General features: G+C 58.9%; 22 protein-coding genes. 6 read left to right on the top strand and 16 right to left on the bottom strand.

Features of this window, described 5'->3' with window-relative positions:
- Positions 1-2: 2 nt before the first annotated feature.
- The gene (gene ppc / locus BA177_RS17815) at positions 3-2,720 is read left to right on the top strand and encodes a phosphoenolpyruvate carboxylase (RefSeq protein WP_068618470.1); all 2,718 of its coding nucleotides are present in this window, start codon (positions 3-5) and stop codon (positions 2,718-2,720) included.
- 14 nt (positions 2,721-2,734) lie between these two features.
- Here ppc and BA177_RS17820 read toward each other — a convergent pair whose 3' ends face one another.
- A complete protein-coding gene (locus tag BA177_RS17820; protein ID WP_068618472.1) occupies positions 2,735-3,409 on the bottom strand; it encodes a nitroreductase family protein in 675 nt (224 codons plus the stop codon).
- Entirely contained in the window at positions 3,410-3,856 is a 447-nt protein-coding gene (locus tag BA177_RS17825; protein ID WP_068618474.1) for a YcgN family cysteine cluster protein, read from the bottom strand. It lies immediately after the preceding gene.
- Between the two features lie 49 nt (positions 3,857-3,905).
- Here BA177_RS17825 and BA177_RS17830 point away from each other — a divergent pair, with 49 nt between their 5' ends.
- Positions 3,906-4,862 carry a D-2-hydroxyacid dehydrogenase gene (locus BA177_RS17830; RefSeq protein ID WP_068618476.1) on the top strand — a complete coding sequence of 319 codons (957 nt, stop codon included), beginning with the start codon at positions 3,906-3,908 and terminating at the stop codon, positions 4,860-4,862.
- Between the two features lie 5 nt (positions 4,863-4,867).
- On the opposite strand, the gene BA177_RS17835 is transcribed toward BA177_RS17830, so the two are convergent.
- Genes BA177_RS17835 through BA177_RS17845 form a run of 3 tightly spaced genes read right to left on the bottom strand, consistent with a single transcriptional unit; the run spans position 4,868 to position 8,495 of the window.
- A complete protein-coding gene (locus BA177_RS17835) occupies positions 4,868-5,287 on the bottom strand; it encodes an NUDIX domain-containing protein (protein WP_068618478.1) in 420 nt (139 codons plus the stop codon).
- 14 nt (positions 5,288-5,301) lie between these two features.
- Positions 5,302-7,791 carry an ABC transporter permease gene (locus BA177_RS17840; protein WP_068618481.1) on the bottom strand — a complete coding sequence of 830 codons (2,490 nt, stop codon included), beginning with the start codon at positions 7,789-7,791 and terminating at the stop codon, positions 5,302-5,304.
- On the bottom strand, positions 7,788-8,495 hold the full coding sequence (locus tag BA177_RS17845; RefSeq protein WP_068618483.1) for an ABC transporter ATP-binding protein: 708 nt from the start codon (positions 8,493-8,495) through the stop codon (positions 7,788-7,790). The genes BA177_RS17840 and BA177_RS17845 overlap by 4 nt, the downstream gene beginning before the upstream one ends.
- Between BA177_RS17845 and BA177_RS17850 the strand changes: the two genes are divergently transcribed.
- A complete protein-coding gene (locus BA177_RS17850) occupies positions 8,494-9,141 on the top strand; it encodes an arylesterase (RefSeq protein ID WP_068618485.1) in 648 nt (215 codons plus the stop codon). The genes BA177_RS17845 and BA177_RS17850 overlap by 2 nt on opposite strands.
- Positions 9,142-9,188: 47 nt before the next feature.
- Positions 9,189-10,853, top strand: a complete 1,665-nt coding sequence (locus BA177_RS17855) for an AMP-binding protein (RefSeq protein ID WP_068618487.1) — start codon at positions 9,189-9,191, stop codon at positions 10,851-10,853.
- 17 nt (positions 10,854-10,870) lie between these two features.
- Here the strand turns inward: BA177_RS17855 and hemE are convergent, their stop codons facing one another.
- From hemE to BA177_RS17910, 11 genes are all read right to left on the bottom strand, one after another.
- Positions 10,871-11,941 carry a uroporphyrinogen decarboxylase gene (hemE, locus tag BA177_RS17860; RefSeq protein WP_068618490.1) on the bottom strand — a complete coding sequence of 357 codons (1,071 nt, stop codon included), beginning with the start codon at positions 11,939-11,941 and terminating at the stop codon, positions 10,871-10,873.
- Positions 11,941-12,660 (bottom strand): orotidine-5'-phosphate decarboxylase, encoded by a 720-nt coding sequence (pyrF, locus tag BA177_RS17865; RefSeq protein ID WP_068618492.1) that lies wholly within the window; start codon positions 12,658-12,660, stop codon positions 11,941-11,943. Before pyrF ends, hemE begins: the two co-directional genes overlap by 1 nt.
- 96 nt (positions 12,661-12,756) lie before the next feature.
- Positions 12,757-13,875, bottom strand: coding sequence for a deoxyguanosinetriphosphate triphosphohydrolase (locus BA177_RS17870; RefSeq protein WP_068619642.1), 1,119 nt, complete (start codon positions 13,873-13,875; stop codon positions 12,757-12,759).
- Positions 13,876-13,895: 20 nt separating this feature from the next.
- Positions 13,896-14,969, bottom strand: coding sequence for a 3-dehydroquinate synthase (aroB, locus tag BA177_RS17875; RefSeq protein WP_068618494.1), 1,074 nt, complete (start codon positions 14,967-14,969; stop codon positions 13,896-13,898).
- Positions 14,970-15,048: 79 nt separating this feature from the next.
- The gene (gene aroK / locus BA177_RS17880) at positions 15,049-15,558 is read right to left on the bottom strand and encodes a shikimate kinase AroK (protein ID WP_068618496.1); all 510 of its coding nucleotides are present in this window, start codon (positions 15,556-15,558) and stop codon (positions 15,049-15,051) included.
- A 58-nt stretch (positions 15,559-15,616) separates the two neighbouring features.
- Positions 15,617-17,455 carry an Ig-like domain-containing protein gene (locus BA177_RS17885; RefSeq protein WP_068618499.1) on the bottom strand — a complete coding sequence of 613 codons (1,839 nt, stop codon included), beginning with the start codon at positions 17,453-17,455 and terminating at the stop codon, positions 15,617-15,619.
- A 46-nt stretch (positions 17,456-17,501) separates the two neighbouring features.
- Positions 17,502-19,697 (bottom strand): type IV pilus secretin PilQ, encoded by a 2,196-nt coding sequence (gene pilQ, locus BA177_RS17890; RefSeq protein ID WP_156762906.1) that lies wholly within the window; start codon positions 19,695-19,697, stop codon positions 17,502-17,504.
- A 28-nt stretch (positions 19,698-19,725) separates the two neighbouring features.
- Complete coding sequence (locus BA177_RS17895; RefSeq protein WP_068618501.1) at positions 19,726-20,247, bottom strand: pilus assembly protein PilP; 522 nt, start codon at positions 20,245-20,247, stop codon at positions 19,726-19,728.
- Positions 20,248-20,249: 2 nt separating this feature from the next.
- Positions 20,250-20,849 (bottom strand): type IV pilus inner membrane component PilO, encoded by a 600-nt coding sequence (locus BA177_RS17900; protein ID WP_068618503.1) that lies wholly within the window; start codon positions 20,847-20,849, stop codon positions 20,250-20,252.
- Positions 20,846-21,415, bottom strand: a complete 570-nt coding sequence (locus BA177_RS17905) for a PilN domain-containing protein (RefSeq protein ID WP_068618506.1) — start codon at positions 21,413-21,415, stop codon at positions 20,846-20,848. The genes BA177_RS17900 and BA177_RS17905 overlap by 4 nt, the downstream gene beginning before the upstream one ends.
- A gap of 1 nt (position 21,416) precedes the next feature.
- Entirely contained in the window at positions 21,417-22,478 is a 1,062-nt protein-coding gene (locus tag BA177_RS17910) for a pilus assembly protein PilM (protein WP_068618508.1), read from the bottom strand.
- Positions 22,479-22,938: 460 nt separating this feature from the next.
- On the opposite strand from BA177_RS17910, the gene BA177_RS17915 reads away from it, so the two are divergent.
- Entirely contained in the window at positions 22,939-25,653 is a 2,715-nt protein-coding gene (locus BA177_RS17915; RefSeq protein WP_068618511.1) for a penicillin-binding protein 1A, read from the top strand.
- Between the two features lie 79 nt (positions 25,654-25,732).
- Positions 25,733-26,350, top strand: coding sequence for a hypothetical protein (locus BA177_RS17920; protein ID WP_068618512.1), 618 nt, complete (start codon positions 25,733-25,735; stop codon positions 26,348-26,350).
- The last annotated feature ends 52 nt before the right edge of the window (positions 26,351-26,402 follow it).

Below are 26,402 nucleotides of genomic sequence, written 5' to 3' on the forward strand. Positions count from 1 at the left end.
CAGTGCGCAGGCAAGACATAACTTTTGAAGACAAGGATCAGGCGCTACGCGACGACGTACGTACGCTCGGTACCCTGGTTGGCGAACTACTGACGGAACAGGGCGGCGAGGAGCTGTTCGAAATTGTCGAAGCGGCACGCTTGCGTTCGATCCGGCGCCGGGAAGGCAACGAGAAGGAAGACGAACGGCTCGTTGACCTCGTCAGCAACCTCGACAATTCGCTGGCGCTGGAAGTCATCCGCGCGTTTTCCACCTATTTCCAGATGGTCAATACCGCGGAAAAGGTTCACCGCATTCGGCGGCGGCGCGAGTACCTGCAGGAAGTGGGGCAGTACCAGCCTGGCGGGCTGGAAGAGACCATGGTCAAGCTCAAGGCCGCGGGCCTCGACGTCGACCAGCTCCAGGCGTTGCTACAGCAATTGCACATCGAACCGGTATTCACCGCACACCCCACAGAGCCGACGCGACGCACAATCCTGCGCAAGGAGCAACGCATCGTCCGGCGGCTGATCGACATGCTGAACCCAACCATGACCGCCCAGGAAACCTATGCGGCCATCGAAAACATCAAGCTCGAAGTGGCGACCGGCTGGCAAACGGCGGAACATCCCTCCGAGCAAATGACGGTTGCGGACGAGCTGGAGCATGTTCTGTTTTTCGTAACCGATGTGTTGTACCGGGCCATCCCGCCGTTCTACGAAGACATCGAAGCAGCCGCCAAACGCGTGTACGGCAAAGACGGCGAAGGTATCAAGGTACCCAATATCGTGCATTTCGCGTCCTGGGTTGGCGGCGATATGGATGGCAACCCGAACGTCAATGCCAAGACGATACGCTCCACAATGGCACGGCAACGCTCGCTTATTCTCGATCTCTACTACCGTGAATGCGCATCGTTGTCGGCCAAGCTCAGTCAATCCAGTCTGCGGGTGGCGGTCAATGAAGACGTACTGCAACGCATTGAGCAGTACCGGGTCGAGTTTCCGAATGCCTATCACGCCGTACCCGTAAGACATCGCGACATGCCTTACCGGGTTTTGTTGCGACTTGTGCAGCAACGCCTGCAGGCCACCTACGATGATGCGGCTTTTCCGTATGAGTCGGCGAAACAGTTTCGCGCCGATATCGACATGCTGGCACGCAGCCTCGTCGACAATAACGGCCAGCACGCCGGTCTGTTTGCCGTGCGGCGACTGCTGAGGCGCATTGATACCTTCGGTTTCCACCTGGTTACGCTGGATGTACGGCAGGATGCTCTGCTGCACCGGCAGGTGATCGGTGAATGTCTGGGTATCGAAGACTGGCTGACCTGGAGCCCTGCGGACCGGGCAGCCAGGATTGTCGAAGCCATCGAGATGAAGGACCCTCCGCCCGTGCAACAAAGCATTGCCGCACGCAAGACGCTGGCGGTATTCCAGGCTATCAGTTTCTGCCGGCGGAAATACGGCAAGGAAGCAATCGGACCGTTCATCGTCAGTATGACGCAGGGCGCCGACGACATCCTGTCAGTCCTGCTCCTCGCTAACTGGAGCGAACTGCACAACCGCCGTGGTGAAGTGCCTTTGGACGTGGCACCGTTGCTGGAGACCGTCGCCGATCTCGACAACGGTCCGCAAATTCTGAACGACTTGCTGCGCAACGATTTGTACCGGGGTCATTTGCGCCAGCGCAATGACACCCAGACCGTGATGATCGGTTACTCCGACAGCAACAAGGATTCGGGCCTCACTGCAGCCCGCTGGGCTTTGCAGAATGCGCAACTGGCGCTCGTCGAATCCGTGAAAGAAGAAGACATCACGCTGCACCTGTTTCACGGTCGTGGTGGCACGATCAGCCGTGGCGGCGGCAAGACGCACGCGGCCGTACTGGGTTCGCCTCCCGGCACCGTCAATGGTCATCTGCGGGTAACGGAGCAGGGCGAGATCATCAACGAAAAGTACGGTCTGCGCGGTATCGCGCTGCGTACCTTGGAGCAAGCCGCAGGGTCTGTCGCACTCGCCACCGCCATGCCCTTGCATCGCGGCAGTGATTTACCCGAGTGGCACACGATGATGCAGGTCATCGCCGATGTCAGCCGGCAGAAATACCGCGGGCTCGTATACGACACCGAACGCTTCTACGATTACTTTCGCAAAGCAACGCCAATCGACCTGATCGAGCGCATGCGTATCGGCTCACGACCGTCATCGCGCCGTTCCGGCGGTGGGGTCAATGACCTGCGGGCGATTCCCTGGGTATTTTCCTGGACCCAGAGCCGCCACATCCTGCCGGGCTGGTTTGGCTTTGGCAGCGGTCTTGCCGCTGCCGCAGAGAAATTCGACGTTGAAGCTTTTCGTACCATGTTCCGCGAGTGGTACTTCATGCGCGCCCTCACCGCGGATGTTGAAATGGTGCTGGCCAAAGCCGACCTCGGAATTGCCGAAGTGTATTCGGCACTCGCGGGCGACCTGCACGGAGAATTTTTCCCGATCATCAAGGCCGAGTTTGAACTGACCCGCGAGCTGATCCTGAAATACTCGGATCACCACGAGCTACTCGAAGGTGACGTCACACTGCAACGGACGATCATGTTACGGAATCCGTATGTGGACCCGATGAGCATGATGCAGGTGGACCTGCTGAAGCGCTGGCGCGCGACGGGCTGCGAAGACCAGGAATTGTTCGAGGCCCTGCTTGCAACCGTGAACGGCATTGCGCAAGGTTTGCAGAATACGGGCTAGGCGGTTGCGACGGATCAGTCCTCTATAAACGATACGTAATCGTTCAGCGGCTTGCGACTGATATCCGGCACGCGGGCATCGTCAGCCGGGTAACCGGTGACCAGCAACAAGAACGGTCGCTCGCTTTTGGGCCTATCGAGAATTTCATTCAGAAAACTCATCGGACTCGGCGTGTGTGTCAGGCAGGCGAGGCCGGCGCGGTGCAACGCGGTGATCAGCAGCCCTGTCGCCAGCCCGGTAGATTCGGCGGGGTAGTAGTGCTTGACCTTGCTGCCATCGGCCCGAATATCGTACTTCCTGAGGAACACGGCGATCAGCCACGGCGCTGTTTCCAGAAACGGCTTGTTCGTGTCAGTACCGAGAGGCTTCAGTGCTTCCAGCCACTCAGCTGATGCCCGGTGTTCATAAAACTCCTTTTCTTCTGCTTCGGCCGCAACCCGAATACGCCGTTTGCAGTCCGGCTGACTGACAGCGACGAAATGCCATGGCTGGAGATTCGCGCCACTCGGCGCCGTACCGGCGGCCCGCAAAGCGGTTTCAATCAGTTCACGCGGCACGGCCCGCGCGGAGAAATCCCGGACAGTACGTCGCCGGCGCACATCTTCATAAAACTCGGTGGCTCGTTGCTGCATTTCCAGAGGGCTGAACTCCCGCCAGTCTGCCAACGGCACAGACGCCTGTTCTTTCATCTATTCCTGCTCTCCGTTTTCACCCAGTTTGCGCAACACCGTCCACTCGCTGGTATCGCGTTCAGATACGGCTTTGCCGCGCACCGATATGCCGGCCCTGTGTACCGACTCCGGGTCGCCGCTCAGCAACGGATGCCACTCCGGCAAGTCCTTGCCTTCGGCCAAGCGCCGGTAGGCGCAACTGCCGGGCAGCCACTGAAATTCTTCCGGTTTATCCGCACTGAGCGCAAGGCAACTCGATACCCGCCGGGCACGGTTTGCGTAGTCAGTGCAGCGGCAGGCGCCGATATCCAGCAGCCGGCAGGCCAGGTCAGTGTAGTAAATCTGGCCGGTATCCTCGTCCTCCAGCTTCTGCAAACAACACAGCGCACAACCGTCGCATAACGACTCCCATTCGTCTGCCGACATCTGCGCGAGCGACTTGAGTTTCCAGAAGGGTTCGCCCATTGTTTGTCGCTCACTGCCACATGCCAAGGTTAAGGATACCTCAGTACGGATGAACGCGACGTTCCTCGATTTTGCCACCCTCGGCGCAGACGAACTTGACTCTACGCCGTTGCTGAACGTGCTGCCCAACTTGCGCATATACGATACAACCACGCCATCACAGGTGGTCGAGCGTATTCGCGATGCCGAAATAGTATTGCTGAACAAGGTGAAGCTTGACCGCGCGATACTGCGACAAGCCAGCAAGCTGCGTTGCATCGGCCTGACCGCCACGGGCGTGGACAATATCGACCTCGACGCCGCTCGCGAACAGGGCATCGCCGTGTGCAATGTAACCGCCTACTGCACGCAGTCAGTTGTCGAACACGTTTTCGGCGCGCTGCTGACACTGACCCACAACCTGCATCAGTACAACGCGGCGATACGCACGGGCGCCTGGCAAGAGTCTGCACAGTTCTGCATGCTCGATTACCCGTTGCGAGAACTGTCCGCAATGACGATGGGCATAGTTGGCAGCGGTAACCTCGGCAGCGCCGTCGCCCGGGCGGCAGAGTTCTTTGGCATGCAAGTCTTGTTCGCACGGCGGGCGGGCGCAGCGGGTGCTGACGACGGTCGCATTCCGTTCGACGAACTCCTGCAATCGGCGGATGTCATCTCGTTGCATTGCCCGCTGAATGATCAAACGGCGGGCCTGATCGGCAACCGCGAACTGGCGCTCATGAAGAACAACGCCATTCTGATCAACACCGCTCGCGGCGGACTGGTGGATTCGTCGGCACTGGTGAGTGCAATTGATGCCGGACAAATTGCCGGGGCCGCTGTTGACGTACTGAATGAGGAGCCGCCGAGCAACGGCGACCCGTTGCTGGAGTCCGACAATCCACGACTGTTCGTGACCCCGCACATCGCGTGGGCAACGCGCGAAGCACGCCAGCACTCAGTCGAGCAGCTGGCGGGCAATATTGAGGCATTTTTGCGCGGCGAGCGCCGGAACAGAATCGACTAAGGCGCCTATGTACCGATAATTTGCCGCGCCCAAACCACCACGCTGCGCACGCGTGGCGAGGAAATGTCATAGGCCTCGTCAAAGGTCATCCAGCGGTATTCGTGGTGCTCGGGCCGGCCGGTCAGCGGGGAGATGCCCATTTCCACTTTGTCTTCCCGGGTGCTTGCAAGGTAATAGCGTGCCGTCTTGCCGCGGTTGTACGGCCCGGTGTCTATCGCCGTATCGCCCCATTGCAGCGCGAGTTCGCGGATGCCGGTTTCCTCGGCGACCTCGCGCCTGGCAGCCTGCAGCGGCGTCTCGCCGGGTTCGCACATGCCTTTCGGAAAGTCCCAGATGCGCCACGCGCGCAGCATCAGTGTGTACCAGCCGTCGTCTGTCGGCCGACCGAGCACAATGCCGCAAGAGAGGCGTTCGCCACTATCCACGGTGGTTGCTCACATCAGGCACTCCGTAATACCTCGATAGGCGGAGCGTTGATGGCGCTGCGCGCGGCGAGATAACCACTGATACAAACCAGCATGACACCGCCCAGCAGACCGGAGACCCACAGCGCCGGATTGAAGCTGAAATCCAGATCGAACAAGCGGACCGATATCACGGCAGCCAGAATCGAGGCACCAGCGGCCGCGAGCAAGCCCGCCGCGAAGCCGAGCGCCGCAAACTCCGTCAGCACGCCGGACAGCACGGTCCGCCTGCGCACACCGAGGGCACGCAGCATCGCACTCTCGAAACGGCGCTCATCAATCGTCGATTGCACGGCCGCAAACAACACGGCTATGCCAGCGGCAAGCGTGAACACGAATACCGCCTGCACAGCGAGGCTGGCCTTGTCGATGATGCCTTTGACCTGCTCCAGGATCGCGTCCAGGTCGATCACGGACACGGTCGGGTGTGCCCGCACGAGCTTCAGCAGCACGTCATTCTGAGTGTCATCAACACGCAAACTCGCTACGAATGTGGTCGGCAAACCGTCCAGTGCACCCGGCGACAGGACCATGAAAAAGTTAGGCTGGAACGAGTCCCAGTTCACACGGCGGAAACTGGCGACCGTGACTTCGACGCTCTGCCCGGCGACCAGGAAGCGGAACCGATCACCCAGCGCGATGCCCATCTCCAGCGCCGCTTCTTCTTCGACCGAAACCAGCGGCGGGCCCGCGTAGTCCGGCTCCCACCATTCGCCGCTGACCAGTTCATTGCTGGCACTCAGGGTTTCGGCAAAAGTCAGATTGGCTTCGCGGTTCGCCTGCCAGCGACCGTCCTCAGTCGGGTATTCGCGGGACTTAACGTCTTCACCGTTGATGGACGTCATGCGCGCACGCACCAGCGGCACGAATTCCGGTGCCGCGATGCCATTCTCCTGGAAGATGCCGGCAATGCCGCCGCGTTCGGCCGACTGAATATTGATCAGAAAGTGGTTCGGCGCATCTTCATCCAGGGTCTGTTGCCAGCCGGCCAGCAAATCCGTGCGGACAAAGGTCAGCAGCAACAGAACCGTCAGCCCCAGGCCGAAGGCAACAACCTGCACGGCACTGTCCCGCCCCCGGCGCGCCACGTTCGCCAGACCGTAGCGCCAGGCAATACCAACCCCGCCACGCGAATAGCCCATCAGGGAAACCAGGCCGCGACCGGCAACGTACAGGGCGGCTGACACCAGCAACATGCCGCCAAGCACGATCACCAGCATGAGCGCGTCGCCGATGGCCCAGTACAGCAGCAAAGCGACCGCACATAGCGAGGTGCCGGCAACGAACAAACGCGACGGTGCCGGCGGCATGGCATCGTGCCGCAATACCCGCAGCGGCGGCGTGTTACGCAATTGTATGAGGGATGGCAGGGCGAAACCGACGAGCAGCACCAGGGCGGCACCGGAACCGAGAAACACCGGCTGCAGGCCCGGTTCCGGAAGGTCCGAGGCGAACAGATCTGCCAGCATGCCGGTAATGACCCATTCGACAACGAAGCCGATGGCGCTGCCAAGTACGACACCCACAATCCCCAGCAACACGAGCTGCACGGATGCCGCGACTATGACGAAGCTCTGTTTCGCGCCGAGACTTTTCATCAGGGCAACTGTGTCCATGCGCCTGTGGGCGAAACGCCGTGCCGACATTGCGATCGCAACGGCGCTCAGCAACAGGCTGATAATGGCGGTCAGCGACAGAAAGCGTTGCGCGCGATCCGCTGCGTTGCCGGCACGATCACTGGAGTCCTCGCGATTTCGAACACGCACGGATTCAGGCAGTTCGTCTTCGATGGCGGTGTAGTAAGCGTCGACGTCGTCATCGTCACCAGCGACCAGCAAGGCATAGCCGACCCGGCTGCCTTCGCTGATCAGTTGAGTTGCCGGCAGGTCCTGCAGATTCATGAGCAGCGACGGAGCCAGCGATGCGAAGCCAATGGACTGATCAGGGCGGTATGTCAGCACAGCGCCAACCTGCAGCTCCGATTCACCGACTGACAGCGCATCGCCGACCTGCAAGCCAAGTCTTGCGAGTATCGCGGCATCGGCCCAGACGGTGCCGGGCGCTGGCACAACGTCGACCTCGTGTTGTTCGCCAAACAGCTGGTCGGCAACGCGGACCTTGCCGCGCAGCGGGTAACCGCTGCTCACGCCTTTGATGGACGCGAGCACACTCTCATCGCCGGCAAAAACGACGCTCGGAAAGCTTTGCGTGTCCGCGGTCTGCAAATTGTATTCATCGGCCAACTCACGCCACAAATCGGGCACCGGCTCGGGCGAACGCAGGCGCAAATCAGCAGCCAGCACTTCGTTCGCTTGCCTGGCCACCGCTTTGCCTATGCGGTCAGTCAGAAATCCGACGGCGGTGAGCGCCGCAACGGCCAGCGCCACGGCGGCGAGCAGCACCAGCACTTCGCCGGAACGTAGCTCGCGACCGAAACTGCGAAGGGCAAAGGCAAGGGATCTCATGCGTCGTTCCTGCGGTCACTCAACAACTTGCCTGCGTCGAGAATAATTTCCCGTTCGCAACGACTTGCGAGTGACGAGTCATGCGTTACCAGCACCAGCGTGGTCGACGAGTTGCTGTTGAGATCGAACATCAGGTTCATGATCAGTTCGCCAGTCCGTGCATCCAGATTGCCAGTGGGTTCATCGGCGAACAACACCGCGGGCTCGGTAGCAAATGCGCGTGCAATCGCTACGCGCTGCTTTTCGCCACCAGAGAGCTGCGAAGGGTAGTGGGTGCGCCGATCCGCCAGCCCGACTTCCGCCAGAATTCGCTCGGCCGCGGCGCGTGGTGCATCACTGCCTGCCAGCTCCAGCGGCAGCATGACGTTTTCCAGCGCGTTCAATGATGGCACCAGGTGAAATGACTGGAACACAAAGCCAACGTGCGCGGCCCGGATCGCGGCCCGACCATCTTCGTCAAGAGCGGTCATATTGGCGCCGTTCAGCCATATTTCTCCGCTGGTCGGCAGGTCCAGGCCAGCGAGCAGACCGAGCAACGTCGATTTGCCGGCACCTGATGCACCCACGATGGCAACGGACTGACCTTTGTCGATACTGAAACTGACATCGGACAAAATGGTCAGATTGCCTTCGGGACTGGTAACCTGCTTGCTGACGTTATTTGCGGCCAGCACGGCGCCGGCGGAGCTAGATAGGTTCGACATGCGAAAAATACTTTCCCTGTTGCTGTTGTTAGTGGCAGCAGACGGCTACGCGACTGACTCTCCAGTTGTAATGATTGTCGGCGACAGTCTTAGTGCCGGTTATGGCATAGACGTTGACCAGTCTTGGGCTGCTTTGTTGCAAAGCAGGCTGCGAGAACAAGGTTACGAACATCGGGTCGTGAACGCCAGCATATCCGGGGAGACCAGTGAAGGCGGCGCTGTGCGTATCAAATCGGAGCTGGAGACCCACGCTCCGGCCGTGGTCGTACTGGAATTGGGTGGTAATGACGGTCTGCGAGGTTTCCCGCCGGCGCGACTGAAAAGCAATCTTGCGTCGATGATTGAAGCCAGTCAGTCAGCTAATGCCGAAGTGGTGTTACTGGGGATTCGTATCCCAAGCAATTATGGGCCACGTTATACTCAGTCCTTTGAAAAAGTCTATCGTGACCTCGCGGAAGAATACTCGTTGCCGTGGATCGAGTTCTTTATGCAAGGTGTCGCGCTCGACGAATCATTGATGCAGGACGATGGCATACACCCGAACGCCAGCGCACAACCGATCCTGCTCGACAACGCATGGCCGGTAATTGAACAAGCACTAAACACTGACCCCAAAGAGATGAGCGGCCAACCCGCCGCAAACTAGGCGCTGACAGCACTCGGGCAGCGCATCACCAAAAGGAAAATAGCTGCGTGGATAAACCCTGGCTGAAGTCCTACCCCGAAGGCGTACCGGCAGAAGTGCCGGAACCGCCCTACAAGTCCTTGCTGGACATGATCAACCACTGTCTGCACAAGTTTGCCGACCGGCCCGCGTACACCTGTATGGGCACCACCTTCAGTCACCGCGACCTTGACCAGAAGTCGCGGGATTTTGCCGCTTACCTGCAAAAAAACCTTGGACTGGTGAAGGGCCAACGCGTGGCTATCATGCTGCCCAACGTACTGCAGTACCCGGTGGCACTGTTCGGCCTGTTTCGCGCAGGGCTGGTTGCGGTCAATGTAAACCCGTTATACACAGCACGCGAACTGAAGCACCAGCTAAAAGACTCCGGCGCCTGCGCCATTGTAATACTCGATAACTTCGCCTCCGTACTTGAGGAGGTGATCGCCGAGACCGACGTGCAGCACGTCATTACCACGCAGGTCGGCGATTGCCTGTCGTTTCCCAAGGGCGCTATCGTCAACCTGGTACTGAAGTACGTTAAACGGGCGGTTCCGGCGTACAAGTTGCCAACTGCCGTCACAATGAACGACGCGCTGCGCGCCGGCGCCGCACAGGACCTTGCACCGATGCAGCTCGGCTATGCTGACATCGCCTTTCTGCAATACACGGGCGGCACTACCGGCGTATCCAAGGGTGCCATGCTGAGCCACCGCAACATGGTGTACAACGTTCATCAGGGTCAGGCCTGGCAGGGCGGCGTTTTTGACAAGATCGACAACCTGGTCGCGATCACCGCGTTGCCGCTTTATCACATCTTTTCACTGGAGGCGAACTGCCTCGGCATCCTGCTGGAAGGCGGCCACAACATCCTCATTACCAACCCGCGCGACATGCCGGGCTTCGTCAAGGAAATGGGCAAACACCCGTTTGTCTACATCACCGGCGTCAACACCCTGTTCGCCGGGCTGGTAAACACACCCGGCTTCGGGAACATCGATTTCAGCCACCTTGCGTTGACCGTCGGTGGCGGCATGGCCGTGCAGGAAAGCGTTGCGAAGCGCTGGCAGGAGATCACCGGCAAGACCATCGTGCAGGCTTACGGACTCACCGAGACGTCCCCTGCTGCGATCATTAACCCCGTGAATATCAAGAGCTTCAGTAAAGCGATCGGCCTGCCGATTTCGTCCACAGACGTCTGCATCTGTACTGACGATGGCAAGAAGCTGGCGTATGACGAGATTGGCGAAATCTGCATCCGCGGGCCACAGGTGATGGCGGGCTACTGGCAACGCCCGGAAGACACGGCCGCTGTGATGTTTGATGGCGGCTGGCTGCGTACCGGCGACGTCGGCCGGATGAATGCAGACGGCTTTGTCTTTATCGAGGACCGCAAGAAGGACATGATCCTGGTGTCCGGATTCAACGTTTACCCGAATGAGATTGAAGGCATCGTCTCGGAGCTGGACGGCGTACTCGAAGTGGCAGCTGTCGGTGCGCCACACGACAAGTCCGGCGAGGTCGTCAAACTGTTCGTGGTTCGTAAAGACCCGTCACTGACTGCAGAACAGATCATCGCGTACTGCCGCGAGAACATGACCGGCTACAAGGTGCCGAAAGAAGTCGTGTTTCGGCAAGAGCTGCCGAAAACCAACGTGGGCAAAATCCTGCGCCGGGAATTGCGCGACGAGTAACAAGCCGTCGGCGGCGTTTATTCGCTGTGGTAAGCCGGGCTCAGCTCATGCACGGCATCAACCAGTACGCCCAGGTGTTCCGGTTTCACATCCGGCGTTATGCCATGCCCGAGATTGAACACATGACCCGGTCCGGTGCCGTAACTGGCAAGCACGCCGGCAACGCCTTCGCGTATCGCCGTGTGCGATTCCTTGAGCACTGCCGGATTCAGGTTGCCCTGTAAGGCGACCTTGTCGGCCGTGTAATCTCGCGCTTCGGCCAGCGTCGTGGTCCAGTCGACGCCGAGTGCGTCACAACCGGTGTCCGCCATCGTTGCCAGCCGCTCGCCAGCACCCTTGGTAAACAGGATCACCGGCACCTTGTGGCCGTCACGTTCCCGAATCAAGCCATCGAGGATGCGCTGCATGGGTTCCAGCGAGTACCGCCGGTAGTCGTCGCCCTCAAGAGCACCGCCCCAGGTGTCGAAGATCTGGATGGCCTGTGCGCCCGACTCGATCTGCGCGTTGAGGTAATTCGTAGTCTTGCTGACCAGCGTACTCAGCAGTTCGTCGAGCAGCGCCGGTTGTTCTTTCGCCAGTCCCAGGGTCCGTGGGAAGTCCCGGCTGGAGCCGCCTTCAACCATGTAGGTAGCGACCGTCCACGGGCTGCCCGAGAAACCGATCAGCGGCACTTCACCGGCCAGTTGTTGCCGGATCAGGGCGACTGCAGCGAACACGTACTGCAGGCGACTTTCGATGTCGATAGGCGCAATTCGGCGAATATCGCTGGAATTTCGCAGCGGTTTGCGGAACTTTGGGCCTTCTCCCGTTTCGAAGTACAGCTCCAGCCCGAGTGCATCCGGGATGGTCAGGATGTCGGAGAACAGAATCGCGGCGTCGAGCTTGAAACGGCGCAGGGGTTGCAGCGTAACCTCGCAAGCCAGCTCCGGATTTGAGCACAGGCTCATGAAGTCGCCGGCCTGTTCGCGCACAGCCCGGTACTCCGGCAAATAACGGCCGGCCTGACGCATGATCCAGACGGGTGTCCGGGGTACGGGCTGGCGCCTTAAGGCACGCAGCAACAAGTCATTCTTCAGTACAGTTGTCATCAGTGGCTACCGAAAATCGAGGCAATCGTCGCCTGTATTGCTTCTGCTGCCGCGCGCGGACTGTCCGCATCGCGAATGGGCCGGCCGACAACGATGTGATCGGCGCCGTTGCTGAACGCCTGTTCGACGCTGACGACGCGCTTTTGGTCACCGTCGGGCTGATTGGATACAGGGCGGATACCCGGCGTGATCACCATCAGCCGTGAATCAATAAATTCGCGCAGCTTCGGCGCCTCCAGGCCGGAGGAAATCACCCCGTCACAGCCGGCTTCGAGAGCGCGCCGCGCGCGTGACAGGACCAGCGCTTCGATATCACAATCGAAGCCAAGGTCGTCCAGGTCGCCACGATCCAGGCTCGTCAATACGGTGACCGCAAGCACTTTCAGCTCGTCGCCCTTGTTCTCGGCGGCTGCTTCCATGATCGACTGGTTGCCATGCACGGTCACGAAGCTCGCGCCGCGGTCTTGTAACGACCGCACAGCCGAACCAACCGTGGCCGGAATATCGAAAAATTTCAGGTCCGCAAACACTTTTTTGTCGCGGGCGAGCAGCCAGTCCATGAGCTCAAAATAGCCGCCACTCATCATCAGCTCTAGGCCGATCTTATAGAAACTCACGGAATCACCGAGATCGTCGGCAAGCTGCCGCGCCGTGGCGCAATCGGGCACATCCAGCGCAAATATGAGTCGGTCTTTCGAGTCTATACTCGTGTTGGTCACAGCTTGGGCGCTCCGGGTAACGTGGCAGGCGGCGCATTGTAACGAAATTTGCCGGCGGCGTGTCCGGCGGGCGACCTGGACCGCGATCAGGGTCGGTTACTGCAGACGCTCGTACTCGGCGATCGCGTAGCGGTCCGTCATTCCGGCGATGTAGTCCGCGACCACGCGGGCTCGGCCGTCCTGATTGCCAGCGACGGCGATGAGAGAAAACTCGTCCGGCATTTCGCCGGGTACCGCCATGTAGCGCTCAAACAGGACCTCGATCATGCGTTGCGCCTGACGGGTCATCGCCAGCACTTTTTCATGTTGGTAGAGATTCCTGAACAAGTACCGTTTCAGGTCCTGGTGTTCCTGGAGCACACTATCGCTGAGCGAAACCAGCGGTTCGGCTTGTGCGCGTACCTCATCAATCGAGCGGACGTTTGCCTCTTGCAGGCGTGCCCGGGTCGTTTCGATCAGGTCGCTGACCACCCGATCAATCATCCGGCGGATGATTTCGTAAATAAACCGCCGGTCGTCAAGGTCCGGGTATTTGTGCTGAACCTCGTCATAGCCACGCGCGAACAGGGTTTGCGAGCGCAAGCCATCTATACTGATCAGTTGGGCACGATAGCCATCGTCAACATCGTGATTATTGTAGGCAATTGCGTCGGCAATGTTTGCGATCTGCGCCTCCAGGCTTGGCTGGCGACGGTCCAGGAAACGTTGACCGACATCGCCCAGGTCGCGCGCATTACGCCGAGAGCAATGCTTGAGTATCCCCTCGCGGGTCTCGAACATCAGGTTCAGCCCGGGAAAATCGGCGTATTTGGCTTCGAGCTCATCCACAGTGCGCAACGACTGCAGATTGTGTTCGAAACCGCCGTAATCCCGCATGCAGGCATTGAGCGTATCCTGGCCCGCGTGGCCGAATGGCGTATGCCCAAGATCGTGCGCGAGACTGATTGCCTCGACCAGCGCTTCATTCAGGTTGAGCGCTCGGGCAACGGTGCGGGCAATCTGGGCGACTTCCAGTGAATGCGTAAGCCGGGTTCGGTAAAGGTCGCCTTCATGGTTGACGAACACCTGGGTCTTGTAGACGAGGCGCCTGAAGCCGGTGGAGTGAACGATGCGATCCCGGTCGCGCTGGTACTCACCGCGATACGCCGCAGGGCTCTCGGGATAACGTCGCCCGCGACTTTGCTGTTCGTGCGCCGCGTAAGGCTCTAGCGGCATACCGTTCACTGGCTCTCTGGTCACGGACCCGCCTGAGCGAGTACGTCGTCCAGCCGCGATTCATCGACGTCGGCATCCAGATATGCGTCGCCCAGTTCGCGCAGCAGTACGAACCGAAGTCGGTTGTCCTGTATCTTTTTGTCCAAGCCCATGGCTGCCCGCATCGTCGTCGCCCCGATGGGCGGTGGCGCGACCGGCAACCGTGCCGCAACCAGCAAATTCTGCAAGCGCTGCAACTGTGCATCCGCCAGGCCACTCAGGCGCGCCGCCATGACCATGCCAGCCGCTACGGCTTCGCCGTGCAACCATTCGCCGTAGCCAAGGTTGTTCTCGATTGCGTGGCCAAAGGTATGCCCGAAATTGAGCAGAGCCCGACGACCGTGCTCACGCTCATCCTCTGCCACCACCGCAGCTTTGATCTCGCAACAACGACGAATCGCGTACGCCAGGGCATCCGGATCGCGGGCAATCAGGGTTTCGATATTTTCTTCCAGCCAGCGAAAAAAGCCGGCATCCACGATGGCACCGTGCTTGATGACTTCGGCCAGGCCGGCGCTGAGCTCACGGTGAGGGAGGGTCTGCAAGGTATCGGTATCAATCAGGACCAGCCCGGGCTGATAGAAGGCCCCGATAAGGTTCTTGCCCCGTTCGTGATTGACCCCGGTCTTGCCACCGACCGACGAGTCCACCTGCGACAGCAGCGTTGTTGGAATCTGGATGAACGGAACACCGCGCATGTAGGTCGCCGCCGCAAAGCCGCTGATATCGCCTACAACCCCACCGCCAAGCGCTATGACCGTGGTGTCCCGGCCAGCACCGCTGGTCGCAAGTTCGTCGAGAATCTCACTGACAGACTGCAGATTCTTGTAGGCCTCGCCATCGCGAAGGTTCAGGTGTCTGACTTTGCGGGAGGGCAGCAGTCCAAGTACCTTGTCGAGGTACAACGGCGCTACCGTTTCGTTGCTGACAATCAGCGCAGCCGGGCCGCGCACGAATTTCGTCAGATCGAAACCGGCAGCCAGTAATCCGCTGCCAATGTAGATTGGGTAACTGCGTTCGCCAAGCGAGACGGAGAGGGTGGGAGTGGCCGTCAAGGTAATATCCTGTCCAGTGATTACTGCACAGTGTACTGAATGGGGCGGTGGCCGAACAGATTACCGCCGGCGCTGACCCTTACAATGCCGAATGAATTTCCTTGGCGACGGTTTGCACGCGACGTCCGTCCGTCGTTACCACCAGATCGGCGATTTCGCGGTACAGCGGATCGCGGGTTGCCATCAGGGACTCCAGCACCTCCCGCGGCTCACCTTTCTCCAGCAGTGGTCGTTCCCGGCCACGCTGTGTGCGCTCGCGTTGCTGATCCACGCTAGTGTAAAGATAGACGACGAACCCGCGTGCACCCAGGCGGTTGCGGCTTTGCGAGTCGAGGATGGCGCCACCGCCGGTCGCCATTACGATGCCCTCGCGCTGCGACAAGTCATCGATGACCTTGGCTTCGCGCTTGCGAAAGCCCTCTTCGCCTTCCTTCTCGAATATGAACGGAATGTCCACACCGGTGCGTTCTTCAATCTCGTCGTCGCTATCCACAAACTCGAGATGCAACAGCTTGGCGAGTTGACGACCAACAGCAGACTTGCCCGCGCCCATAGGGCCAACGAGAAACAGATTGTTCGGTTTCTTCATTTTATTTCGTAATAGGAGAAAGCCAGCCCACACGGGCTGGCTTTCTGAAGATTACAGGTTATAGCGTATTAGCGCAGGTATCGCTTTGGCCGAAGGGGCTGGGGTTACCCGGCGGATCCGTGTCTTCGTCGCTAAAGTCTTCTGCAGAACCCGGCAGACGGAACTTGCTCGATTCAGCAAATTCCGTTCCCTGGACGGACGTTGTTGCAGTCAAGGTAACGTCAACCCAGTATGCAAACTCTTGCGGGTAATACACGTCGATGATACCGAAACCACCCGAGTCGGTGGTGAAGGTACCGCCGGTTCCCGACTGCGCTACAACGGAAGCAATGTTACCTGCTTCAATTCGACCGCTGTTATTGAAGTCTTCACCCGGATCCAGAACACCATTGCGGTTTACGTCTTCATCCGCGCAGGGACCAGCTGCCGAGTAAACAGGCACCCACCTTGGGTCAACATAGGTGTGGTAACCCTTGTAGTAAAAGTCAGAGAGTATGCCGGATTGCACGGTAACACCCTCGACTCCGTTACCTTGAGAGTCACTCACCTGAACCACGAATTCCTTGCGGTACTGGGCACTGTTCGGTTCAAAGATTGTGTTACCGGTACCGATGGAGATAAACAATTCACGCTGTGCAACGGTGAGCTCTACGTCATCGGTGATGGTCGGATCAGATTGAACGGTTGCAGTAATACGCACACCGTTGTTGGCCGAAGTTGTTGAGCTCGAGGTATAGAAGGTCGATGCCCGGCCCTGATTGTTCGTCTGCGCCGAACCTACTGACAGTTGTCCGCCAGTAACATCGTCCAGTTCGAAGACCACGGTTGCGCCTGTTACCAGGTTATTTGCGGCATCACGAACTATCGCTGTGATCGCTGACTGGTCGTTGGGCCCAATGGTGAACGGCGATGCCTGTACCTCGATATTGTTCGGTGCAGTCGCAATAAACTGAACGGTGGCCTGCGTGCTCGTGCCGGCCGAATTTGTTGCTTCGATTACAGCTCCGCCCGCATTGGTTGACTGGATCGTTACGCTCGCGTTGCCGGCTGCATCCGTCGTTGCTGTCGGGCTACTCAAAGTGCCACGTGTTGAACTGAAGCCGATCGTCTGGCCTGCCTGTGGAACTCCGCCTACTGACCAGTTGAGAGTAACTGTGGTTGGTGTGTTCAAGGCGATCTGCGCGCCTGCTGCGGGCGCAGTCAGCGCGAAACTGTCGTCGGACACGTTGACGTTCCGGATCGCCTGCAAACCGAGCGCAGTCGCGGTCAGCACATCAGCGCCTGGTGCAGTTGCTGTCATCTGGAATTGGGCCTGCCCGGAGTTATCCGTAGTCAGTGATGCCGCCGACAGGGTATTGCCGTTATCAGACGTTACAGTGATGGTTTCACCCGGGATGCCGTCACCAGCAGCATCGGTCAATACCACTGTGTAAACCGCGTCGTCACTTTGTGACAAAGCGGCCGGACCGGTCATCTCCAGGCTTGTTCCGACTACGTTGACCGTGACACTGCCCGTTACTCCGCGTGCATCTGCCGTCACCGTAATGGGGCGATTGGTTGGATCACCACCATTGTTCAGTGTGGCGGTCGCTATGCCGCTGGCGTCGGTAACAGCGTTGACTATTGTCAGGAAACCGGAATCAGCCGACATGACTACGGTCACGTCTTCCATCGCGACGTTGTTTTCATCACGCACGATAACGCTGATGGTCAACGACTGGCTGTTGTCTGACTGCATTGTCGGGCTGCTGGCCAATACGGTCACAGCAGACACGGGTGTGACCGTCGGGTCAGTCGGGTCCACCGTCGGATCGGTCGCAAAACCACTGCCACTGCCTCCGCAAGCCACGAGTACCAGCGTCACTGCCAGTGTTGTGAGTCTCTTGATTATGCTCATCTTTCCAATTCCTTAAGCTCCAGGCCCAAACGGAGTGCATCCGTGGCTAGTAAATACTCGATCCTTCGGTAAGGATGCGTGGCGTTACGAAAATCAGTAACTCCGCCTTGTTCGATACGTTCTGTGTCGAGCGGAACAGGTAGCCAAAGCCCGGGATATCACCCAGCAACGGCACCTTGTTGACTGTTTCGCGGCGTTCGGTTTCGTAGATACCGCCCAAAACGACCGTTTGCCCGTCGCGTACCAGGACCTGCGTCTCTACCGACCGGGTATCGATACTCGGAACAAAACCGCCGGTGGCGCTGGCAACCAGCTCACCCACGTTATCCTTGCTCACGATCAGGTCCATGATGATGTTGTCATCCGGCGTGATCTGCGGAGTTACGGTCAGGCTCAGTACGGCCTTCTTGAACTGCGTAGTCGTTGCGCCGGACGATGCGGATTCCTGGAACGGCACCTCAACACCCTGCTCGATACGCGCTTCTTTCTGGTTAGCGGTAATGATGCGCGGCGTGGAGATGATTTCACCGCGACCTTCTGCTTCGAGTGCGGTCAGCTCCAGATCCACAATGTAGTCTGAATCGAGTACCGCCAGCGCAAGACGCCCGGCAGCGTTATCAATGGGGACATTGACCGCGTAACGGTTGTTCAAGGCAGGCGCCGCTACCGGGAATGCCTGACCCGAGTTGGCGAGGTTGTCGACGGCGGAATCAACGATAGTGGCACTACCGTCGCCTGAGCCTGTGACAGAGATGATGCCATCGCTGCTGTTTGAGCGAACGCCGGTAAAGCCCATACGCACACCCAGATCGCGACTGAAGTCATCGTTAACGACGACGATGCGAGACTCGATCAGTACCTGGCGAATCGGAATATCCAGAGTTCTGACCAGACGGCGAATGTCCTGCAAACGCTCGGCGGTGTCGTAAATCAGCAGTGTGTTTGTACGCTCGTCGATCGCTACCGTGCCACGTGCGGACAACAGCGTTCGGTCACTGCCGCCCGTACCGATCAACGTCGCGAGATCGGAGGCCTTCGCGTAGTTGACCTGCAGGAATTCAGAGTACAGCGGTTCCAGCTCGGTAATGGCCTGGCGCGCTTCGAGATCCGCGGTTTCACGAGCAGCAATCTCTTCGGACGGGGCAACGATGATGACATTGCCATTCTCGCGCATATCAAGACCCTTGGTGGTCATGACGATATCGAGGGCCTGATCCCAGGGTACGTTGCGCAAGCGCAAAGTTACGTTGCCCTGCACAGTGTCTGAAACCACGATATTGCGACCCGACGTTTCGGCCAGCAGCTGCAGAACAGCCCGGGTTTCGATGTCCTGGAAGTTCAGAGTCAGGCGTTGGCCTTCGTATTCTTTGTTTTCCGAGAACAAACTCGCACCTTGCTCTTCTTCCGGAGCAGGATTGATCTCGATTGCAAACTCATTGTCTGACTGATACGCCAGTTGCTCGTACTTGCCACTGGCTGAAATCACGATTCGTGTGTCGTTGTTGGTGCGCAGCGCATCAACCGTGGAAACAGGTGTGGCGAAATCCAGCACGTCCAGGCGGCGCATCAGCTCGTCCGGCAATGCAGTATCCTTGAATATTGCGACGACTCGGCCACCTTCCTGACGAATGTCGACAGGGGTAGACGGATCGCTAAGGTTGATCATGACCCGGCCACCGCCGCTGCTGGTCCGACGGAAGTCCACGGCATCAATTCGACGTGCACCGCTGGCGGCATAAGAGCGAGGCGCGCTGCTGGGAGCGGCTTGCGAGCCTTCGAATCGTGCCGTTACGGCAGCGTCGCCGGAATCAGTACCGAGCGTTACGTAAATCGTGTTGCCACTGCGGCGGGTTTCGTAACTCACCATCTGGTCGAGATTAAGAACGACGCGGGTACGACCGCCTGCTTCGGCAGTCAACACGGTATCGAGCGGGCCCATGTTGACGTTGCGACGGCGCGAAGTCATGCCAAGCGCGGTTTCTGGCAGATCAAGCGCTATTCTGGCCGGATCTTCAATGGTGAAAGCCAGAGGCTCAGGCGCTGCGTCTCGCATAATCAAACGCAATTCAACACGCTGGCCAGGCAAACTCTGCACCTGAATATCCTGCAGTTGGTTTCCGTCTTCCTGCGCAGTCGCATAGGCGCCCGTGAGCAGCAGCAACGCAGCCTGAATCGTCACAGTGAATTTCGTCACCGAACGACGGAAGTTATTGCCGTTGGCCGGCTTGTTTTTGAACGTCATTCCCTTTACTCCCAGATTCATTCAGGCACTAGTTCGTCAGAACTACAGCTGCTTCCCGCTCGAGGTAGCCGCCGATCCCGTCTGAAATAATCTCTACCAGTTCGATTTCAGATTCCGTGACGCGGACAATTCGTCCGTCGTTTTGACCGATGTAATTGCCAGGCACCACGCGCTCGATAATTCCGGCCGGTGTTTGCACCAAGCCGTAATTCGTACCACCGAGCTCCATGGTTCCGACCATGCGCAAGGAATCCAAAGGAAATTCCTCAAGGTACTCGCGACTGCGCTCCCGATCAGGGCGCGTGTCATTGCCAACGCCGCCCGCCGCCGCTTGCGGCGAATCCGGAACAAATGGCGAACGATGCCCTTCGGCATCCGCAACGTAGGTAAACACTTCGTATGGCTTGATTTCCGGCAGTGGTTCTATGCGCCCACCCGGACGTGCTTTGGTGGCATCAATGTATTGATTGAGGTCATCCATATTGCCGCCGCAAGCAGCCAGCGAGGCCGCGAACAGTGTCAGTGCCGTTATTCTGAAGGAAGCTTTCATTCTCAATCCGCCTCCTCTTCCAGATACCGGTATGTCTTGGCCGTTACTTCCATCGTCAACCTGTCAAAATTGTCTGCGTTGTCAGGGGTAATGATGATGTCGTGCAGAGTCACGATACGTGGCAATGCAGCGACGCCGCTCACGAAGTTGGCAATCTCGTGGTAGCCGCCTGACAAGCTGATCTTGATCGGCTTCTCAGCGTAAAAGTCTTTCGGTACTTCGGGCTGCGGCTGGAACAGTTTCTCTTGCAGACCAGCGGCCAGTCCGGTTTGTGAAATATCGACAATCAGGCTGGGAATCTCGGTTTCACCCGGCAACTGGCGCAGCATGGTGCCGAAAGACTGTTCCATTTGCGTCAATTGCGCGCGGTAAGCGTCGTAGTTGGCTGCTTTGCGTTGTTTGTTTTCGAAGGTCACACGCAGCGTCTGTTCGTCAGACTGGGCGCGCTGCAAACGCGGCGCCATGTCCTGATTGATCTTGTAGTACCAGCCGATGCCAACCACCAGTACGAACGCCAGGACTATGACAGCAACGCGGAACGGCAGCGGCCAACGACCAACATCATTGACGTCAAGACTCTTGAGCTCCTCTACGAGGTTCATCCTGCGTCCTCCATGTCTTCGTCCTTGCGTTCAATCTGCTTCAGCGTCACTACGAATTCCGCCTGGCGGCCCGGTCCGGCTTCAGTGGTCTCAACCCGCACAACGCTGGGGTCGGTAAGCCATTCGGAGGCATCAATGCGCCGCATCAAGGCCGATACGCGGGTCGACGATTGCGCGATGCCGGTAAGCTCCACGTCTTTGCCGCTTTGCTTCATTCCGGTGAGGTAAACGCCTTCCGGTAACTGACGCGTGATTTCGTCGAACAAATGGACGATTTCCGGGCGACTGCCTTGCAGCCGCTCAATAATTTCCATGCGCGCCAGCAGACGTTCTTTCTGCCGCTCAAGTCCGTCGATTTCGGTAATGCTTTTTTCCAGTTCGACGATCTCGGCTTCGAGACGCGCGTTGCGCTCGAGCTGATGATCGATCCGCTGACCATAAACAAAGGCGAGCAGGCCAAAGACCAAAGCACCCACACCGATTGCACAGCCAACGGCAATCAGGAAGTCGCGTTGTCGTCTCTTGCGCTCGGCTTCGCGCCAGGGGAGGAGGTTAATGCGTGGCATGTTAGTCGAAGCTCCTCAGTGCGAGGCCGCAGGCCGTCAACAGTGCAGTCGCATCCTTATGCACACCCTGAGACTTGGCCTTCGAACTTATTTTCATTTGGCCGAGCGGGTCACCGATCTCCGTCGGAATTCCCACTCTGCTCGATATCACATCGGCAATACCCGGTATGTTGGCGCAACCGCCGCACACCAGGATCATGTCTGGCTGTTCGCGACCGCCGCCCGAGGCGAGATAGAACTGCAACGATCGGCTGACCTGTTGGGTCATGTCGTCAACGAACGGTTCCAGTACTTCCGGCTGGTAGTTGCTTGGCAAGCCGCCTTGTTTCTTGGCGCGACCGGCATCTTCCATCGACAAACCGTAGGTGCGCATGATCTCTTCAGTCAGCTGCTGGCCGCCGAAGGAGAAGTCGCGGGTATAGACGACACGAAGATCGCGCAACACGCTGAACGTAGTACTGCTGGCGCCAATATCCACAATCGCCACAGATTGGCCGATGCCGTTGTCCGGCATCTGGTGAGCCAGCAGGGCGCAGGCGTTTTCCAGCGCGAAGGCTTCTACGTCGACGATCTGCGCCGTCAGTCCGGCGGCTTTCACCGCGGCCTGGCGTTGTTCGACGTTCTCGGTACGGGTTGCCACCAGCAACACGTCCATAAGTTCGGGGTCATTTTCGTTCGCGCCGACGACTTCGAAGTCGAAACTGACTTCTTCCATCGGGAACGGAATGTACTGGTCCGCCTGAATCTCCACCTGGCCTTCGAGATCGCGCTCGGACAGGCTGGAGGGCATCTGGATGACCTTGGTAATGGCTGCGTCGCCACTGATCGCGATGGCGGCGTCGGTTGCCCGGGCGCCTGCCCGCTTGATGGCGCGGCGTATAGCCTCACCGACCGCTTTGGCATCGACGATCGCTTTTTCGTTGACCGAACTTGGCGGCGTGGGCTCAGCCGCATAGGACTCGACCCGAAAGCGTTTGCCACTTTGTGACAGCTCAATCAGCTTCACCGACGAAGTCGTGATGTCCAGGCCCAGCAAAGGTTGGGATTTCTTCCGGAAGAGCACCTTATTTTTCCTTCTAAGTCGGTAAGTTGCGGCCCAAAATTAGGTTGGACCTGAGCAAAACGATTTAACTATATATCAACAAAATGTTAAATAAAACGTGACTTTGTTCACGAACACAAGATGCGCAATGCTACTGCCCCGGCAACGTTCAATTCCGTGAACTGGTTAGCGCATCAGCATTCCTTTGCTAAGACGGGTTCGACCGCCGCAATCCGATCTGGCGCAGGTTTTCGCTGGTCAGCCCCCCTTCAAGACGCTTCGTGGCCGTCGTTCAATGCGGTTGTCGCCTGCTGGCGAGCCATTGCAGCTCAGTCTCATTGCTGGCTATTATTCGCCGCTGGTCGACCCCGGATAGTATTCCTGTCACTCCGACACAGCCTGGAAGCCGTTCGATTATACGGCTGACCGGCTATTCATTCGCTCTCTTTTTTAACGATTCCGCGCAATTACGGTCGGTTTTATGCCCAAGCCCGCTAAACAGTCTGCCAACACCACCGCTCGCCGCCCTCGCTGGCGGCGCTGGCTGGTCCTGCTGACCGGCCTCAGCCTGTGCGGAACGCTTGGCATTGCCGCCGGCATCATTGGCGCCTGGTTCTACGTCGTGCCGGGGCTGCCGGCGGCCGAAACCATCCGGGATATCCCGCTGCAGATCCCGCTGCGCATATTCAGCCGTGACGGCCGCTTGATTGAGGAAGTCGGCGAACGCCGGCGCATAATCGTGACTTTCGACGAGCTGCCGCCACACGTGGTCAATGCCTTTGTCGCCGCCGAAGACAGCCGCTTTTTCAGCCACCCCGGGGTAGACCCCATCGGTATTGGCCGCGCACTGGTCAACTACGTGCGTTCCGGGTCTCGCGGCCAGGGCGGCAGCACCATCACCCAGCAGCTGGCCCGCGACTATTTTTTGACCCGCGAACGCCTGTTCAGCCGAAAACTGCGCGAAGCATTCCTGGCCTGGAAGATCGAGCAGGAATTCAGCAAACAGGAAATCATGGCGCTGTTCGTGAACAAGATGTTCTTCGGCCAACGCGCCTATGGCGTCGCGGCGGCAGCACAGGTCTACTTCGGCAAGCCGCTCAGTAATATAAGTGTCAGCGAGGCCGCGATTCTTGCCGGCGTACTGCCCGCACCGTCCTTCTACAATCCGGTTCGCAGCGCCGGCAATGCGCGAATCCGTCGCGACTACGTACTCGGCCGCATGCTCGACCTCGGCTTTGTTGATCAAAGCGAGTACCGAGTGGCGATGGAAGAACCGGTCATGTCACAGCTGCACGGCACGGCCACCGAGTTGTCTGCACCGTATGTTGCGGAAATGGTTCGGCGGGAAATGCTCGAACGCTACGGCGAAGACACCTACTCCGCCGGCTACAGAGTCGTGACCACGCTCGACTCGCGGATGCAGAACAGCGCCACGTATGCGCTGAAGAATGGCCTGCTGGAGTTTACCCGTCGGCGCGGTTATCGCGGCCCGATCGACCGCATCGACTTTGATCCTGCGCTGCACGAACGGCCGTTTACAGAATGGCCGGAAGAAACGCAGCTGGCACTCGACGGTTACAGCAAGCCGGGTGGCTTGCTGGTCGCGCTGGTGACCCGCCTGCGGGATGACAACGGTGCCGACATCGTCCTTGAGGATGGCTCGCGGAACGTGTTGCCCTGGCACGGGATTTCCTGGGCACGGCCGTACATCGACGGGCAAAGTCGCGGCCCGGTGCCGACCAGTGTCGGCCAGGTACTGAACCCTGGCGATATCGTGCATATCATGCCGATCCAGGCCGGCGGTTATGCGCTGGCTCAGGCGCCACGCGTGCAGGGCGCCATAGTCTCACTGGACCCGAAAGACGGCGCGATCACCAGTCTCGCCGGCGGCTTCGACTTCTCAATCAGCAAGTACAACCGCGCCAACCAGGCTTCGCGGCAACCGGGCTCGTCGTTCAAGCCCTTTATTTATTCGGCAGCACTGGAGCACGGCAATACGGCCGCGACGCTGTTGCTGGATGCACCCGTGGTTATCAATTCTTCGGAGCTCGAAGCCGTCTGGCGACCCGTTAACTACACGGGACGCTTCTACGGCGAACAACGTATGCGCGAAGCGCTGGTGCGCTCTATGAACCTGGCCTCTGTGCGGCTGTTGCTGAACAACACGGGGATCGGCAATACACTAAGGCACCTCGAACCGTTTGGCTTCGGTCCGGCCACACTGATTCGCAACGGCTCACTCGCACTCGGCGGTGGCAATGCTACGCCACTGGACATGGCGCAGGCCTATGCCGTGTTCGCCAATGGGGGTTATGCCGTCAAGCCGTACGTGATTGATGGAATTTTCGGGCCCAACAATGAAGAACTCTATCGCGCAGCGCCGGCCGTAGTCTGCGAACGCTGCCAGCCTGTCGAAGAGCCGCCCGCAGAGACGATCGCGGACGAAGTCGACGAGTTCGCCGAACTTGGTGTACCTGGCGAGCCGGATAGCATTGCCACACTGGACCGTTCGGAGGCGGCGGTCGCCGGTGACATCGCGGAGACAGTCTCGCCGGAACAGGTTGAGCGCAGTCAGGAGCTTGCCCTGCTGAACATGGTGGAGGTCGCCGAGACCTACCGGCCGGATGCCAGCGAGGAGCCGTCGCTGTACGAGGGCGTCAATCTCGCACCGCGCATCATCAGCGCGCAAAACGCCTATATCGTTGCCGACATGATGCGCGACGTGATCAATCGCGGCACCGGGCGCCGTGCACGGGTACTGGGACGCCGAGACCTTTCCGGCAAGACCGGTACGTCGAATGATCGCCGTGACGCCTGGTTTGCCGGCTTTAACGGCGACATGTCATCGATAGTCTGGATTGGCTACGACAATTACGACCCACTGGGACCGGGCGAAGAGGGTTCACGGACCGCGCTGCCGGTGTGGATTGAATTTGCGAAGAGAGCGCTGCAAGGCGCACCCAACAATCAGCTGCCGATGCCCGAGGGCATCGTCACCGTGCGAATATCGAAAACATCCGGCTGCCCGGCAGATACACGTGTGCCGCCCAGTGACGCGATGTTCGAAATTTTCCGGGTCGGACACGTACCGGTTTGCCAACAGGCAGAAGAGCAGGAAGACATCTTCAATCAGGATGACGCTTACCAATTCGACGAAGAGCTGCCACCGTCCGGCGACGTTATTTTCCAGCGGTAGCAGAACAACGCTGGTTCGCGGCAAAGGCGCGTACTACACTGGCCGCATTGTCAGGGTGCACAGAGGTGACCTTTACGATATGAGCAGACGAGGCGTCATCGGGCAGGATCGTGCACGCCAGATGCTGGCGCAGGAAGCGGCCCGCATAATTTGCGATCAGGGCATTCAGGATTACCGCCTCGCAAAAACCAAAGCTGCCGAACGACTCGGGATGAGTGCGCGCGGCTCGCTGCCCGGCAACCCCGAAATCGAACAGGCTGTCAGCGAGCACCTCGCCTTGTTTGGTCGTGAATCGCACTCCAGCCTGTTACAGACACTGCGCCGGGCAGCAGTGTCTGCAATGAATGTACTCAGCGATTTTTCACCCCGCCTGGTAGGCCCCGTGTTGAACGGTACCGCAAGCGAAACTGCCGCAGTCAATTTGCACGTCTTTACGGACACGCCGGAGCTGGTTGCCATCGCTCTGGATAAGGTGTCCGTTGCGTACAAGCCTTTTGAACGGCGCCTGAAAAGCCGGCGTAAGCAAGCGGAAACTTACGCAGCGTTTCGCTTCGAGCATGACAACGCGCTGATAGAAGCCACGGTGTTTCCGTTTGACGGAATAAGGCAGGCGCCCATCAGCCCTGTTGATGGCAAGCCAATGCGCCGGGCTGACAGCGACGCCGTACGCCGCTTGCTGGAAGAGCCCGCTTACTGATTCGGTCTGGCGCGAAAGCCCGGCAAGCGGGCAAAAAAAACCCCGCCGCAGC

This window comes from Woeseia oceani (assembly GCF_001677435.1).
GTDB classification, from domain to species: Bacteria; Pseudomonadota; Gammaproteobacteria; order Steroidobacterales; family Woeseiaceae; genus Woeseia; species Woeseia oceani.